At 60.5% G+C, this 14,150-nt stretch carries 10 protein-coding genes; 5 read left to right on the top strand and 5 right to left on the bottom strand.

Annotated features, from left to right (window positions below):
* Positions 1–57: 57 nt before the first annotated feature.
* The 4 genes from K0P33_RS00490 to aspA all read right to left on the bottom strand — a co-directional run bounded on the left by K0P33_RS00490 (position 58) and on the right by aspA (position 9,090).
* Entirely contained in the window at positions 58–4,659 is a 4,602-nt protein-coding gene (locus K0P33_RS00490) for a hypothetical protein (protein WP_242153527.1), read from the bottom strand.
* A gap of 93 nt (positions 4,660–4,752) precedes the next feature.
* The gene (locus K0P33_RS00485) at positions 4,753–5,736 is read right to left on the bottom strand and encodes an asparaginase (RefSeq protein WP_094948998.1); all 984 of its coding nucleotides are present in this window, start codon (positions 5,734–5,736) and stop codon (positions 4,753–4,755) included.
* Positions 5,737–5,822: 86 nt separating this feature from the next.
* Positions 5,823–7,274, bottom strand: coding sequence for an alanine/glycine:cation symporter family protein (locus K0P33_RS00480; protein WP_094948997.1), 1,452 nt, complete (start codon positions 7,272–7,274; stop codon positions 5,823–5,825).
* A gap of 391 nt (positions 7,275–7,665) precedes the next feature.
* The gene (gene aspA / locus K0P33_RS00475) at positions 7,666–9,090 is read right to left on the bottom strand and encodes an aspartate ammonia-lyase (protein ID WP_053258714.1); all 1,425 of its coding nucleotides are present in this window, start codon (positions 9,088–9,090) and stop codon (positions 7,666–7,668) included.
* A gap of 182 nt (positions 9,091–9,272) precedes the next feature.
* On the opposite strand from aspA, the gene K0P33_RS00470 reads away from it, so the two are divergent.
* From K0P33_RS00470 to K0P33_RS00450, 5 genes are all read left to right on the top strand, one after another.
* Entirely contained in the window at positions 9,273–10,196 is a 924-nt protein-coding gene (locus K0P33_RS00470) for a LysR substrate-binding domain-containing protein (RefSeq protein ID WP_094948996.1), read from the top strand.
* A 331-nt stretch (positions 10,197–10,527) separates the two neighbouring features.
* Positions 10,528–11,019 carry a 5-(carboxyamino)imidazole ribonucleotide mutase gene (purE, locus tag K0P33_RS00465; RefSeq protein WP_003195648.1) on the top strand — a complete coding sequence of 164 codons (492 nt, stop codon included), beginning with the start codon at positions 10,528–10,530 and terminating at the stop codon, positions 11,017–11,019.
* A gap of 12 nt (positions 11,020–11,031) precedes the next feature.
* Positions 11,032–12,117: a 5-(carboxyamino)imidazole ribonucleotide synthase gene (locus K0P33_RS00460; RefSeq protein WP_083356067.1), complete on the top strand. Its 1,086-nt coding sequence runs from the start codon at positions 11,032–11,034 to the stop codon at positions 12,115–12,117.
* A 106-nt stretch (positions 12,118–12,223) separates the two neighbouring features.
* Positions 12,224–12,469 (top strand): GlsB/YeaQ/YmgE family stress response membrane protein, encoded by a 246-nt coding sequence (locus K0P33_RS00455; RefSeq protein ID WP_010168336.1) that lies wholly within the window; start codon positions 12,224–12,226, stop codon positions 12,467–12,469.
* 77 nt (positions 12,470–12,546) lie between these two features.
* Positions 12,547–13,083 carry a DUF3299 domain-containing protein gene (locus tag K0P33_RS00450; protein WP_094948995.1) on the top strand — a complete coding sequence of 179 codons (537 nt, stop codon included), beginning with the start codon at positions 12,547–12,549 and terminating at the stop codon, positions 13,081–13,083.
* A 166-nt stretch (positions 13,084–13,249) separates the two neighbouring features.
* Here K0P33_RS00450 and K0P33_RS00445 read toward each other — a convergent pair whose 3' ends face one another.
* The gene (locus K0P33_RS00445; protein WP_242153525.1) at positions 13,250–14,149 is read right to left on the bottom strand and encodes a D-hexose-6-phosphate mutarotase; all 900 of its coding nucleotides are present in this window, start codon (positions 14,147–14,149) and stop codon (positions 13,250–13,252) included.
* Position 14,150: the final 1 nt, after the last annotated feature.

Genomic DNA, 14,150 nt, shown 5'->3' with positions numbered 1-14,150 from the left:
CTCCAGCCCGGGTTTACCTGGCTGGAGCAAGTTATATGCCGTTACCGCAGGCGCCTGTTATTCGGGCTTAAGGCGGAAAAACAAGCGCTTGGCTTGTGTCAGGTTAATGGTACTGCGGTAGAACGCGACTCGTTGCTGTGCGTTGAGCCCTTGAACATCATCAGCCGCCGTGCCCTGTGCTTGCTCTTGTGGGGTTTTCAAGCGGGCGGATAAAAATCTATCGGCCGGTGCGTCGGTGCTTGAGTAATGGAAATGCGCATACCAGAGGGTTGTGCCGGTGGTCTCATCGGTGAGGGTGTACTCATCCAAATAATCTTTCTTGGCACTTTTGAGACGGTGCCGCTTTACGGTTTTTTTGATAGTGATGATGTTGTTGTTCTTGAGCCATTCAACACCTGACAGGGTGGGCGCCTGTTGCATGATCATCTTCTGCACCTGCTGTTTGGCTTGCTCGTAAAGCGCTTGAGCTGCGGTGTCGAGTTGTTTGCGCAGCCTGGCTGCCGACGGCTGGTGGCTTTCCGTGACATTGGCTTGGGTCAGCGCATCTTCGATGGCCTGATCGGCCTTCTCAAGCACTTGGGCATGTTGATGAAACATGTGTTCGATGCCGATGGGTGTGCGCGAGGGTTTGTTTATTTGCTCATCGGCACGCGCCTGAAACGTAGGCAGTTGGTCCAATAACGCTTGGCCGTTGGCCAGACTGGTTTCAATGGTAGGTGCGGCGGGTGCGGGCGTGGTGTGGCCCTCAATGTGCTCGACCCACACTCCTGGGGTTTTCTCATGAAAGGTGGCCAGGGTCTTATGGGTCAGCGGAGACTTGATATCGACAAATTCGGTCTCCAGACCCACTGCGGTCAAGCGCGGCTCGCCTATCAACACACCGTTGAAGCGTGTGTGAATGAACTGTTTGACTGCTCTTGGCGGTGTAGGCGGCGGTGTGGGGCGGATGCGCCGGTGCTCCTGCTGAACGTGCAGAGGCGCAAGTTCGGCGGTGGCCCTATCAGCGAAGCTGCGGAGCATTTCACGCAGGTTTCCAACAGGCGCGGTCAGGGTTTGTTCGGAATAGTCCTCAGGAAAATCCTGCAGGCGCTCATCAATGAATTGGAATTGCTCGACCAGGCTGCTCAACGTTTCAATACGCTCGTCCAAACGTACTTCGCTACGTTCTTGCAGGGCGTCACGCAGGGTCTGCACGGCAAGGTCTGCACCATCGACAATGTCGCCGATCAGGGTCCAGGCCGCAGGTTCAGTAGTGATGGAGTGCGGTTGCAGGCATAAATTTCGCGCCAGCGTCACTTTCAAGGCTCGAAGGTCGTCGCTGGTGTAGGTGGGCAGCCGGCTTTTGCTGCTCTGAATCATGTGCAAGCCTTGGCGTGCCAGGGGCCGTAGCTCAGCGAAGCGCGATTTTGCGTAATCCAGGCGCATGATGATGTCGTCACTCATGTCAGTGACTAATCGCGCGTCCGCTACGCGGCTTGCCTGGCTTGATGCTGACGGGGTTTCGAGCTGGTCCAAGACGGTATTGAGTTGCGGAGTGAACGTGGTTTGCAGCTCTCTGAGGCCCGCCTCGTTGAGCTCCATTTGCGCCTTTACATAACCCAGCGCTGTTTTCTGAAAGTCAGCGACCGGGGTAAAGACATGCAAGGTCATCAGCTGTTGTCGTGCCTCTTCGTAGTCCGAACGTTGACTGTCGAGTTTACCCAGGTAGGCCTGGCGTTTGGCCTGGGCCTGGGCCGAAGTGCTGGGGCCTTCGGTCATGGCATCGAAAGCCTGTTGCAGGTCGCGCTGTGCAACTTTTTTGGTGGTTTCGAATGCTGCCAATTTTGTGCGTAGCTCAATGGCCTTGGCCTTTGCCTCCTCCAAGGCGCTTTTCTGTGTGCTTTTACGCCCGCCACCGCGCAGGCGTAACCGGGTGTCGATGAACCACTCGCCCTTGGCACTGTTAATCAGCGGTGGTCCCGTCCGATTGGGCTGCTTGGGGTCGACGATAACGACGGTATCGTCGCCGTCCAGCGTCACTTCAAACCAGCGTGTGCCCACTGGGGCGTAGTAGTGGTTTTCCAGCAGATAAAGATGTCGGTATGCACTGCCTTCTGCGGTGATGACTGCGGGCAGGTCAGTGGGTCTGTCAGTGTTGAAACTGTCCAGCAAGGTCGCCAGGCTGCTGGCGGTACGAGTGAGCGCGCCACTGTTGTTCAGTGCGAGTTCGTGACCAGAAGGCGCCTGTTCTGTGGTGCGCGTAGGTAATTGCTCTACGGTAACCGGCTTTTCAGCGGGGAGATGAGGTGTTTGTGGCTCAACCTTAGTAGAGGCCGCGCCAGGATGGGCACGGGTGGCGACATGTAAGGTGATGGCCATGCCCAGGTTGAGCAATACATCGGTAAGCGCCGACCATTGCGCTTGCTGTTCGTCGTGTTCATGTGCGTCGACCAGCGTTTGCACTTGATCGACGATCTGCCAGATCCAGGCCCCGGTGCCGGCGATACGGCCCAAAAACGGCAAGGCTGAATTGAAGATCAGCCAGCCGGCCTGTTTGAGCGTGGCCCAGCGGTTTTCGGCATTGGAGACCGATTGGCGGTCCGCCAGCTCGACCAGTGCCTGGGCGTTGGCATCAAACAACGTGGTGAACGGATCGTCGTTGAGGGCTTGTTGGCCAAGGCTCATGGGGCCGGTGAAGGTCCAGAGCTTGTCAGGTTCTACCAGAAGATCGGCCACGGCCCAAGGTGACGGCAGGTCGCCGGGAAATACGTAGTTGGTGTAATCAGAGCGCACCGAGTCCGGCAGCCAGGCGAGCACCGAGTTTCGTAGATCCCGAGACTGTGCGATGGCGTACAGCAGGTTTGCCTGTGACGGATATTGAATCAGCACCGGATCGAACAGCGGGCGATACAGCAGGCAGGGACCGGCTTCGGCATTTTGTGGGCCGATGACGTACATGTTGCTCACCACGTCCTGGACACTGGGCTGCCGACGTTTGGGCACAAAGGCCAGATACCTGATGACGATGGCTTGCCCGTCGACATAACGGTCGCTGGCGTCAGCTCGCATGACGGCGGCCACATAGCGATAGCCACGCTCGTCGATCCCGGCTTCTTGGCGGATTTTGTATTGCAAAGCCAGCAGCGGCAGTTGGATGCGCAGGTGTTGGGTGTACAAGATTTTACGCCGCGCCGATTCGGCAGCGTCGTCTATCAATTTGCGGTGTATCAGTGCGGGGTAGGCGGTGCCGATATCGACTTGGGCAATGAGCGTTTTCACGTAGTCGACGGTCAGCCACACAGGCAGGGCTTTGCGCGTGTGCATGCGCAGGCTTTGGTTACCGACGGGCAACGCGATCAGGTTTTGCAGGGCCAGATCGGCCAGGCTGAAGGTGGTGGTTTCGAACTGCCCCGGGACTGTGAACAAGCCCCAGACAATCAGGCTTTTGATCTCGATGGTCAGGGTGTCCAGGGGCAGGTTCGCAGCGTCGGGATGTTCCTTGATGATCTGAGCCTTGAGCCTGTCCTGAGCGTACCGTTGGATAGAGGGGATGTCGTCCTGGTAGGTTTTTCCCGCATTCAGGCTGTTCAGCGCGGCCAGGTCCTTGAGATGCCGTGAATAAAACGCCTGGTCCGACGTGGAGGCCTGGGCGAGCCAGTCCGGCAGTGATTGCTGATACCACGCAAGATCCGGCCCCTTGGGAGTTACCTGTCCAGGCGTCCCCGCCAGTGCGCCCAGTGGGTGTGTGCTCGGCGTGGCCGACGTGCCAGGGGAGGTGGTGGTGAGAGCGTCGATTTGCAATGCGACCAGGGAGCAGGCCAAGTGCTCGAAAAAATTCTCGGTGGGTTCGTACAGTTGCCACTGCAGGCGCTCATAGGGTACGGGCTGGTACACCAGCGTCGCCAGGTACTCGCCCAGTTGATCCAAGGTGGCGAATTTTTTGTATCCATCGAGCGAGTGGCAGAGGATGACGGGTTTCCCCGCGGACTGCCCCAGCAGCACGGCGATAAATACCTGTGGGGTGTGGGTGACTTTGGTGCCGCTCATAAGGTCAACGTCGATCATGCATGCGCGAAGCTGCAGTGGATCGTCGGGCTTTCGGTTCGCCGGTGTGGGAGAGAGGTACAAACTGCGAGCCAATTGACAGTCTGCGTCGGTCCACTCGTCCACGTGTTGCACATTCCAGGCTTTGCGCAGTGTATTGGCAAGTTCTCGCCAGCGAGGGCCACTGCCGTTGCTGGTGTTCCAGAAAACCACCAGCTGTTCCTTGAGCGCCTGGAACAGGACGGGTGCCAACCTGTTGATCGTGTTGGCGACTTCAACAATGCGTACCGGCAAGTTAACTGCAGGTTCGGTCAGCGGGAGCCGGGTGAGAAAATGTTCGCCTTCGATGCACAGCGTCGGCACTTGCCGCACGGCTTGCCTGGCCAGCACAGCGCTGAGGGTTTGATAATGCGCGGGGGCAGAGATGATCTTGTCGTCGACGAGCTCCCAGGCCGGCGTACCCAGTACAGTGGTATCCGGGTTGATATGCAGGTCTGGATACTGTTTGTCTAACGCTTCGCGCAGCAGTTCGCCAGCAGCCTCCGTTATCGAGGGACCGACACACAGCTGGGTGATCAGCTTCTGTGTGATGTCTTCGGACTCTGCATCCTGCGTGGTGGTGCTTGGAGTGGTCATGGTGCATCCCTGTCTTGCCGATTGATGGGAACAACCCGGTAATTACGCTCGGGGTTTCCATGCTAGAAAGCGGCAAGACGGGATGGGAGGTACTTATCTAGGGTGCGAGTCCGTACCCAGGTCCAGCTCCACCAAGCGGCGGATTTCGTGTGTGGCAAGGCCTGCGCCGATCAACGCATGGAGCTTGCCGAAGGCTGCTTCGCGGGTCATGCCGCCGCCGGACAGTACGCCAACGCCGCGCAAACGGCTGCCGGCTTCGTACACATCCAGCTCCACGCCGCCTTCATGGCATTGGGTGATTGCCACCACTGCAATCCCTTTATCCCGTGCGCGCTGCAGGCCGGCGAGAAACGCCGGGTTGTCGCTGGGCCCTGTGCCGCTGCCAAAACATTCGAGGACCAACGCCTGGATGCCACTGTCGATCAACGCATCCAGTTGCCCGGCGGCGATGCCTGGTACCAGCGGCAATACACCGACGTTGGCCAGGGCCTTGGGTTGGCGATAATCCAGAGCTGCTGGAAGTGCATCGGCCTTGGCTGCGCCGCCGTTGCGTTGCAGTGCGGCAAATGGATGGCGGCCGAAGCTGCGGATTTTTGCGCAGCGGGTCGGCGCCATCAGCGCGCCGTGGAAGTACAGGTGCACGCCCGGTGTCAGGCCTTCGCCCAAGGCTTGCAGGGCGCCGCTGACGTTTTCCCAGGCATCGCTGTCGGGCACGCCGGCGGGCAACATGGAGCCGGTGAACACCACCGGTGCCGGCAGGCCCAGCAATTGGAAACTCATGGCCGCTGCGCTGTAGGCCAGGGTGTCGGTGCCGTGCAGGATCAGCACCGCGTCGCAGCCCTCGTCCACGGCCTCGATCACGGCGACGCGCAGGCGCTGCCAATAGGCCGGGGTCATGTTGGCGCTGTCAATCAGTGGCGACATTTCGCGAAAGCGCCAGGTGGGCACTGGCAGGTTGGCAAGCTGTTCGCGCATGCGCGCTTCAAAACCCGACGCAGGCGCCAGGCCGTTGGCGCTGGCCTGCATGCCGATGGTGCCACCGGTGTAGAGCACCATCACGTTGTTAGCTGGTTGCATTGAACAATCTCCTGAACGAAAAACGCCGCCGGGCCCTGAGCATGCCCAAGGCCGGGCGGCGTGTCATCTATCTAGGCTTACGACGCTTAGCGTTGCGCTTGAGCGTTGAGTTCAGCCGATGCTTGAGCGCCAGGCTCAGGCTTCGCCGGGTTCGCAGGCCAGGCCTTGCGGTCCAGGTCCAGGTCAGGGAACTGGCTGGAGTCGAACACCGGGGTCTTGATGCCCGCTGCGCGCTGGTTGTCGTAGTCATTCAGGATGCGCATGGCGATCTTGAACAGGAACGCCAGGGCGAACAGGTTGACGAACGCGAGCATGGTCATGGTGATGTCGGCGAAGGCGAACACGGTGCCAAGGTTCTCGATGGAACCCCAGAAAATCAGCACCAGCACCAGTGCGCGGTAGCCCATCAACACCTTGCGGTTGTTGCCGACCAGGAAGCGCAGGTTGCTCTCGCCCAAGTAGTAGTTGTACATGATCGAGGTGAATACGAACAACGCCAGGGCCACCGAGATGAACATCCGGCCCCAGTCGCCGACCACGGCCGCCAGGGAGTTCTGGGTCAGGGCAATGCCGTCGCCTTCAAAGCCTGGGGTGTAGAAACCGGAGAGCAGGATCAGCAGCGCGGTGCAGGTGCAGATCACGAAGGTGTCGAGGAACACGCTGAACGCTTGCACCACGCCTTGGGCGATCGGGTGTTCTACCGAAGCCACTGCGGCCACGTTAGGCGCACTGCCCAAACCGGCTTCGTTGGCGAACACGCCGCGCTTCACGCCCATGATGATCGCGCTGCCTACCAGGCCACCGAAGGCTTGGTCGAGGCCGAACGCGCTCTTGACGATGGTCGCGAGCATGGCCGGCACGTGGTCGAATTGCAGCACGATCACGTACAGGGTCACAGCGATGTAGACCAGGGTCTTGACCGGCACCAGCAGGTCGGCAATCGAGGCGATGCGCTTGATCCCACCGATGAACACCAGGCCCAGCAATACGGCCAGCGCGAGGCCGGTGTAGGTGGTGTCGAGGCCGAAGGCGTTGTTCAGCGAGTGCGTCACGGCGTGGGCTTGCAGGCCGTTGAAGGCGAAACCGAAGGTCACCAGCAACAGGAACGCCATGACCATGCCCAACCAGCGTTTGTGCAGGCCGTGCTGAATGTAATAGGCCGGGCCGCCACGGTAAGTGCCTTCAGCGTCAGTGCGCTTGTACAGCTGGCCGAGGGAGCATTCGATAAAGCTCGAAGACATGCCCACCAGTGCGGTGACCCACATCCAGAACACGGCACCCGGGCCACCCAGGGTCACGGCAATGCCGACACCGGCGATATTACCGGCACCCACGCGGCCGGCCAGGCTGAGCATCAGCGCCTGGAACGAACTGAGTTGGCCGGCGCTGCTCTTCAGGCTGTCTTTAAACACCGAGAACATGTGGAAAAAGTGACGCAACTGTACGAAACGCGAGCGGATCGTGAAGTAACCGCCGAGCCCGACAATGAGCACGATCAGTACTTTCCCTGAGAGGAAGTCGTTGATGACTTCGAGCATGGAGTGTTCCTCGCTGATTTTTCTAATGGCAAACGCAGGACGGTTCGACGCATCGCTCAGCACCAGGCAGTGCACGACGCTTCGACCCAATCCTTTTGCGGGTGTTGTTATTCATGCGGTTTCGCGCTGTATCCGGGCCTCGTTACCGACGGCCGCAGACGCGAAGAGGGGCGGCACTATACCTAGGCGAGCGTGATCCGTCTGCACGGGGCGATTAAAGGTTTCAGCCAAGCTGTTGCAGGCAAGGAGGGTTTGCAGGGCGATATTGGAGTTTTTATGCGCGTCATTTCACAACCTGGAGGCAAAAAAAAGGGCCTGAAGAACGAGCCTTCAGGCCCTCAAAAGGTGAGAGGTGTCTAGTCCCTCATCCTGGTGAGCAGTGCAACAAACGTTAGGCCTTCAGCGGGACCAAACGTGGGGCAATCATGTTTTCGGGGCGCAGGATGTCGTCGAGCATGGCGTCGTCGAGCAAGCCTTCTTCGCGCACCAGTTCCAGCACGCCGCGGCCGCTTTCAAGGGCGATGCGGGCGATGCGGGTGGCGTTTTCATAGCCGATGTACGGGTTCAGCGCAGTCACCAGACCGATGGAGTGCTCCACCAGTTCGCGGCAGCGCGCTTCGTTGGCGGTGATGCCGACGATGCAGTGTTCGCGCAGCATGTCCATGGCGCGTTGCAGCAGGCGGATCGAGTCGAAGATCTTGAAAGCGATCAGCGGCTCCATCACGTTCAGCTGCAATTGGCCGCCTTCGGCTGCCATGGTCAGGGCCAGGTCGTTACCGATAACTTGGAACGCGACTTGGTTGACCGCTTCCGGGATCACCGGGTTGACCTTGCCGGGCATGATCGAGCTGCCTGGCTGGCGTGCCGGCAGGTTGATCTCGTTGATGCCGGTGCGTGGGCCGCTGGACAACAGGCGCAGGTCGTTGCAGATCTTCGACAGCTTCACCGCAGTACGCTTGAGCATGCCGGAGAACAGCACGAAGGCGCCCATGTCGGAGGTGGCTTCGATCAAGTCGGCAGCCGGTACCAGCGGCTGGCCGCTGATCAGGGCCAGGCGCTGTACGGCCAGGGCCTGGTAACGCGGGTCGGCGTTGATGCCGGTGCCGATGGCGGTGCCGCCCAGGTTAACTTCGGTCAACAGCTCCGGAGCCAGGGTTTTCAGGCGGGCCAAGTCTTCACCAAGGGTGGTGGCGAAGGCACGGAATTCCTGGCCGAGGGTCATCGGCACGGCGTCTTGCAATTGGGTGCGGCCCATTTTCAGCACGTGGCTGAACTCGACGCCTTTGGCGGCGAACGCCTGGATCAGGCTGTCGAGGCTGGCGAGCAGCGCGTCATGGCCCAGCAGCAGACCCAAACGGATCGCAGTCGGGTAGGCGTCGTTGGTCGACTGCGCCATGTTCACGTCGTTGTTAGGGTGCAGGTACTGGTACTCGCCCTTGTTGTGGCCCATGGCCTCCAACGCGATGTTGGCGATGACTTCGTTGGCATTCATGTTGGTTGAAGTGCCAGCGCCGCCTTGAATCATGTCCACCACGAACTCTTCGTGGAAATCGCCGCGGATCAGGCGGGCACAGGCTTCGCTGATGGCAGCGTGCTTGGCTTCGCTGAGCTGGCCCAACTCGCGGTTGGCGTCAGCGGCTGCCTGCTTGACCATTGCCAGGCCGACCACCAATTTCGGGTAATGCGAAATCGGAACGCCCGAGAGGCGGAAGTTATTCACCGCTCGCAGGGTTTGGATGCCGTAATACGCTTGAGCAGGTACTTCAAGTACGCCAAGCAGGTCTTTTTCTGTGCGGAATGATGCAGCGGAGGACATGACGGAAATCATCTCGATATGGACCCGGAACTGGCCGGAACGCTGCGAATGCTAGGCTTGTGGGAGTTTTTGGGCCAATGCTGTTAAACACTGGCCTATGCACAAACGGCATAATGTAGGTGTGACCCAGCTATCATGACGGGCGTGTGTGCCAAAATGGTGCGTACCCGTGGGAGGAAGTGATGAACCTTGAGAGCAAATGGCTGGAAGACTTCAGCGCCTTGGCGGCTACCCGCAGCTTTTCCCAGGCGGCGGAGCGGCGCTTTGTCACTCAGCCGGCGTTCAGCCGACGTATCCGCAGCCTGGAGGCCGCACTGGGCCTGACCTTGGTCAACCGCTCGCGCACGCCAGTCGAACTGACGGCGGCGGGGCAACTGTTCCTGGTCACCGCGCGCACGGTGGTCGAACAGCTCGGTGAAGTCCTGCGCCATTTGCATCACTTGGAAGGCGGTCAGGGCGAGGTCATGCAAGTGGCGGCGGCCCACTCCCTGGCGCTGGGCTTCTTCCCGCGCTGGATCGCGCAACTGCGCAACGAGGGCCTCAACATCGCCACACGGCTGGTCGCCACCAACGTCGGCGACGCCGTGCACGCCCTGCGCGAAGGCGGCTGCGATTTGATGCTGGCGTTCTACGACCCCGACGCGGCCTTGCAGATGGACCCGGAGATCTTCCCGTCGCTGCACTTGGGCAATACCGAAATGCTCCCGGTGTGCGCCGCGGATGCCGAGGGCAAGCCATTGTTCGACCTGGAAGGCGAGGGCAGTGTGCCGCTGCTGGCCTACAGTGCCGGTGCATTTCTCGGGCGCTCGGTGAACCTGTTGCTGCGTCAGCGCGCCCTGCGGTTTACCACTATCTATGAGACCGCCATGGCCGACAGCCTCAAGAGCATGGCGCTAGAAGGGTTGGGCATCGCCTGGGTGCCGCAACTGAGTGTGCGGGCAGAGTTGGCCCGAGGCGAGTTGGTGGTGTGTGGCGGCCCGCAATGGCACGTGCCGCTGGAGATTCGCCTGTATCGCTGCGCGTTGGTGCGTAAGGCGAACGTGCGGTTGTTGTGGCGCAAGTTGGAAGGTGGGGCGGCGCAGAGTCCTCCCGTTGAGCGCGGTTAGTGTGGGCGCTGGCTTGCCTGCGATGCGCGCACCTCGGTACATCAGGCATATTGAGGTGATGCTATCGCAGGCAAGCCAGCTCCCACATTGATCCCGTTCCCATGGTTTATCGGCGGTGTTTTCGCTGACCTGAAAGTCAATAAAACCGCCGGTTTGCACGGCTAGACAGATGGTCATTCCAGGGGCTGTTTATCTGAATTATTACGGTATACTGCGCGGCCTTCGGCCGGTCCAACCGGCCAAATTTCGTACAACAAGCCACGCCGGATTTCCCGCGTGGCTTGTTGTTTTTTGACGCGCCTGCGGGCGCCCAGAGAGAAGAGGCACGACGATGAGTGCATTGGTTGGCGTGATCATGGGCTCCAAGTCCGATTGGTCCACCCTTAGCCACACCGCCGATATGCTGGAAAAACTCGGCATTCCGTATGAAGTGAAAGTGGTCTCTGCCCACCGCACCCCGGATTTGCTGTTCCAGTATGCCGATGAAGCAGAATCCCGTGGCATCGAGGTGATCATCGCCGGTGCCGGCGGTGCAGCGCACCTGCCAGGCATGTGTGCGGCCAAGACCCACCTGCCGGTGCTCGGTGTGCCGGTGCAGTCGTCGATGCTCTCGGGTGTGGATTCGCTGTTGTCCATCGTGCAGATGCCCGCCGGTATTCCAGTGGCCACCTTGGCGATCGGCAAGGCCGGCGCGATCAACGCGGCTTTGCTGTCCGCCAGCATCCTGGGCGCCAAGCACCCGCAGTTCCACGCGGTGCTGAAAAAATTCCGTGCTGAGCAGACAGACAGCGTCCTGGACAATCCAGACCCACGCATCGCCTGAGGTTATTGATTGATGAAAATCGGTGTAATCGGTGGCGGCCAACTGGGTCGCATGCTGGCTTTGGCGGGAACCCCGTTGGGGATGAACTTCGCTTTCCTGGACCCGGCGCCGGACGCTTGCGCGGCGGCCCTCGGTGAACACCTGCGCGCTGACTACAGCGACCCGGACCATCTGCGCCAACTGGCCGATGAAGTCGACTTGGTGACTTTCGAATTCGAAAGCGTCCCGGCCGAAACCGTGGCCTTCCTGTCGCAGTTCGTACCGGTGTACCCGAGCGCTGAAGCCTTGCGCATCGCTCGCGACCGCTGGTTCGAAAAGAGCATGTTCAAGGACCTGGGCATTCCGACCCCGGCCTTCGCCGACATCCAGTCCCAGGCTGACCTGGACGCTGCTGTTGCCAGCATCGGCCTGCCGGCTGTGCTGAAAACCCGCACCTTGGGTTACGACGGCAAGGGCCAAAAAGTCCTGCGCACCGCCGCCGATGTGGTCGGTACCTTTGCCGAATTGGGCAGCGTCGCCTGCCTGCTGGAAGGCTTCGTGCCGTTCACCGGTGAAGTCTCGCTGATCGCCGTGCGTGCCCGTGATGGCGAAACCCGCTTCTACCCGTTGGTGCACAACACCCACGATAGCGGCATCCTCAAGCTGTCCGTGGCCAGCACCGACCACCCACTGCAAGCCCTGGCCGAAGACTATTCCAGCCGTGTGCTCAAGCAGCTGGATTACGTCGGTGTGATGGCGTTCGAGTTCTTTGAAGTCGACGGTGGCCTCAAGGCCAACGAAATCGCCCCGCGCGTGCACAACTCCGGGCACTGGACCACCGAAGGCGCCGAGTGCAGCCAGTTCGAAAACCACCTGCGGGCGGTGGCGGGGTTGCCGTTGGGCTCCACGGCCAAGGTCGGCGAGAGCGCCATGCTCAACTTCATCGGTGTTGTGCCGCCGGTTGAGCGTGTGATTGCGATCGATGACTGCCACCTGCACCACTACGGCAAGGCTTTCAAAGCCGGGCGCAAGGTCGGTCATGCCAACCTGCGCTGCAAGGACCGCGCGACGCTGCAAGCGCAAATCCTCAAGGTCGAAGCGCTGATCGCCGAGCAATAAGCCAAGGGTCGTCGGGAACCATTGGTCACCGTCGTCTCTCTGATTGCAGGATGCCAAAGCCTGACTAGGCTTTGGCATGGCTCACATTCAATCAGAGGGAAATGCCATGGGTATCATCGGAACCATCTTCATCGGCTTGATCGTCGGTCTGCTCGCGCGTTTCCTTAAGCCTGGCGACGACAGCATGGGCTGGATCATGACCATCCTGCTGGGTATCGCAGGTTCCTTGGTCGCCACTTACGGTGGCCAGGCTCTGGGCATCTACCAGGCGGGCCAGGGCGCAGGCTTCATCGGCGCGCTGATCGGCGCCATCGTGCTGCTGGTGATCTACGGTCTGCTGCGAAAAAAATAATTTAGCCACAAAGCCCTCTGCGCTGCGCAGGCGCAGAGGGCTAGAATGCTCGCCACCTGTATTTGTCGAGCCTTTCCATGCGCCGTCTTCTGTTGACTCTCCTCTTGCTGGGCTCTGGCCTGGCGCACGCTGGCGAACTGCCGGAAACCGACTGGCTCGACCTGATGCCGCTGTCGGACCAGAAAGCTCTCGAAGCCATGCCCGAGATCGACCACAACTCGCCCGAAGCCCAAGGCACGTTCACCGACACCGGTGGCTTGAAACAAAGCAAGGGCTTGCCGGCGGTGATGTATTCGACCAAAACCGTGGCCGCCATGAACGGCAAGAACATCCGTATCGGCGGCTACCCGGTGCCGCTGGAAACCGATGCCAAGGGCCGCAGCACGCTGTTCTTCCTCGTGCCGTACCCGGGTGCCTGCATCCACGTGCCGCCACCGCCGCCTAACCAGTTGGTGCTGGTGCGTTATCCCAAGGGGCTGAAGCTGGATGATATCTACACGCCGCTGTGGGTCACCGGCACCTTGAAGGTGGAGAAGGTCAATAACGACCTCGCCGATGCGGCGTATGCGTTGGATGCGGGGAAGGTGCGGGTGGTGAAGGAATCGGATCTCTAAGCCCACAACACCCCTCTATGTGGGGGCAGGCTTGTGTGGGCGCTGGCTTGCCTGCGATAGCATCGCCTCGGTCTCACTGATGCACCGAGGTGCCTGCATCGCGGGCAAGTCGAAGCGCCGAACCGCCGGCTGCCACACAAGCCAGCTCTCACATTTTTGATTGGGTTTACAGGGCGATACCGGCGATGCTCACGCCAAGCGTATGGCTTTCACCCGGCGCCAAGCTCACCACGTCATCCAGCACATTCGCCGTCTCGATGCACAGCATGCCCTGCCAGCCATCATCGGCCATGTCGTCAAAGGCCTTGGCACGTTCGGTCCAGGGGTTCCAGACCACCGTCGAGTTCGAACCCTGGCTGGTCAGCTGGATGCGGCGCTGCCAGTCTTTATCGACAATGCTCAACTGCGCCGGGGTATCCAGGTAAATACGGTCGGTCTCGGCACTGAAGTGCAGCAGGCCGGATTGCTGTTTGTGGCTCCAGCCATCGGCGGTGTCGATATACGCCCGCCCGTCGAGGCCTTCGACCTGCACGTTGCGCACATCGCTCACGGCGAAATAGGTGTGCAGCGCCTGGCTGAGGGTCACCGTGTCGGTGCCACGGTTGTGGCTGGTCAGGCGGATATGCAGTTGCTCGTCCAGCAGCAGGCTCAGCTTCAGGTCGACCTGATGCGGCCAGGCAGGGAAGCCGCCCGCAGGCACCGGCAGTACCAGGTCGACGCGCAATGCCTCGCCTTCAAACGCGGTCCCGGCCAGTTCCCACAGTGCCGTGCGCACAAAACCGTGGGCACCGGCAGGCTGATCGCTCTGGCGCATCGCCTTGACGCTCTGCGGGTTGCGGTCGAACACGCCAAACCACGGCCAGCACACCGGCACGCCGGTACGAATGCCTTTGCCCTGTTTGAACACGGCCTCAGGGTTAGGCCAGATCAGCGGCTGCTCGCCCTGGCGCTGGTAACTGAAGATGTGCGCGCCTTGTTGGGCCACCATCACTTCGGCGCCGTTGTGGCGGATGCGCCAGCAGTCCAGCGCGTCGATTTTCACGGTTTCAACGTGGGGCGTAGGCATA

The sequence above is a fragment of the Pseudomonas sp. ArH3a genome, assembly GCF_022648765.1.
Classification (GTDB): domain Bacteria; phylum Pseudomonadota; class Gammaproteobacteria; order Pseudomonadales; family Pseudomonadaceae; genus Aquipseudomonas.
Note: the sequence above shows the minus strand (reverse complement) of the source record. Positions and strands in the feature narration are given on the sequence as shown.

What these genes read in the sequence shown, in the direction of transcription:
- aspA (WP_053258714.1), bottom strand. Translation starts at nt 9,090, where the DNA reads ATGTCCTCCGCTGCATCATTCCGCACAGAAAAAGACCTGCTTGGCGTA.
- K0P33_RS00460 (WP_083356067.1), top strand. Translation starts at nt 11,032, where the DNA reads ATGAAAATCGGTGTAATCGGTGGCGGCCAACTGGGTCGCATGCTGGCT.
- K0P33_RS00480 (WP_094948997.1), bottom strand. Translation starts at nt 7,274, where the DNA reads ATGCTCGAAGTCATCAACGACTTCCTCTCAGGGAAAGTACTGATCGTG.
- K0P33_RS00490 (WP_242153527.1), bottom strand. Translation starts at nt 4,659, where the DNA reads ATGACCACTCCAAGCACCACCACGCAGGATGCAGAGTCCGAAGACATC.
- K0P33_RS00470 (WP_094948996.1), top strand. Translation starts at nt 9,273, where the DNA reads ATGAACCTTGAGAGCAAATGGCTGGAAGACTTCAGCGCCTTGGCGGCT.
- purE (WP_003195648.1), top strand. Translation starts at nt 10,528, where the DNA reads ATGAGTGCATTGGTTGGCGTGATCATGGGCTCCAAGTCCGATTGGTCC.
- K0P33_RS00485 (WP_094948998.1), bottom strand. Translation starts at nt 5,736, where the DNA reads ATGCAACCAGCTAACAACGTGATGGTGCTCTACACCGGTGGCACCATC.
- K0P33_RS00445 (WP_242153525.1), bottom strand. Translation starts at nt 14,149, where the DNA reads ATGCCTACGCCCCACGTTGAAACCGTGAAAATCGACGCGCTGGACTGC.
- K0P33_RS00450 (WP_094948995.1), top strand. Translation starts at nt 12,547, where the DNA reads ATGCGCCGTCTTCTGTTGACTCTCCTCTTGCTGGGCTCTGGCCTGGCG.
- K0P33_RS00455 (WP_010168336.1), top strand. Translation starts at nt 12,224, where the DNA reads ATGGGTATCATCGGAACCATCTTCATCGGCTTGATCGTCGGTCTGCTC.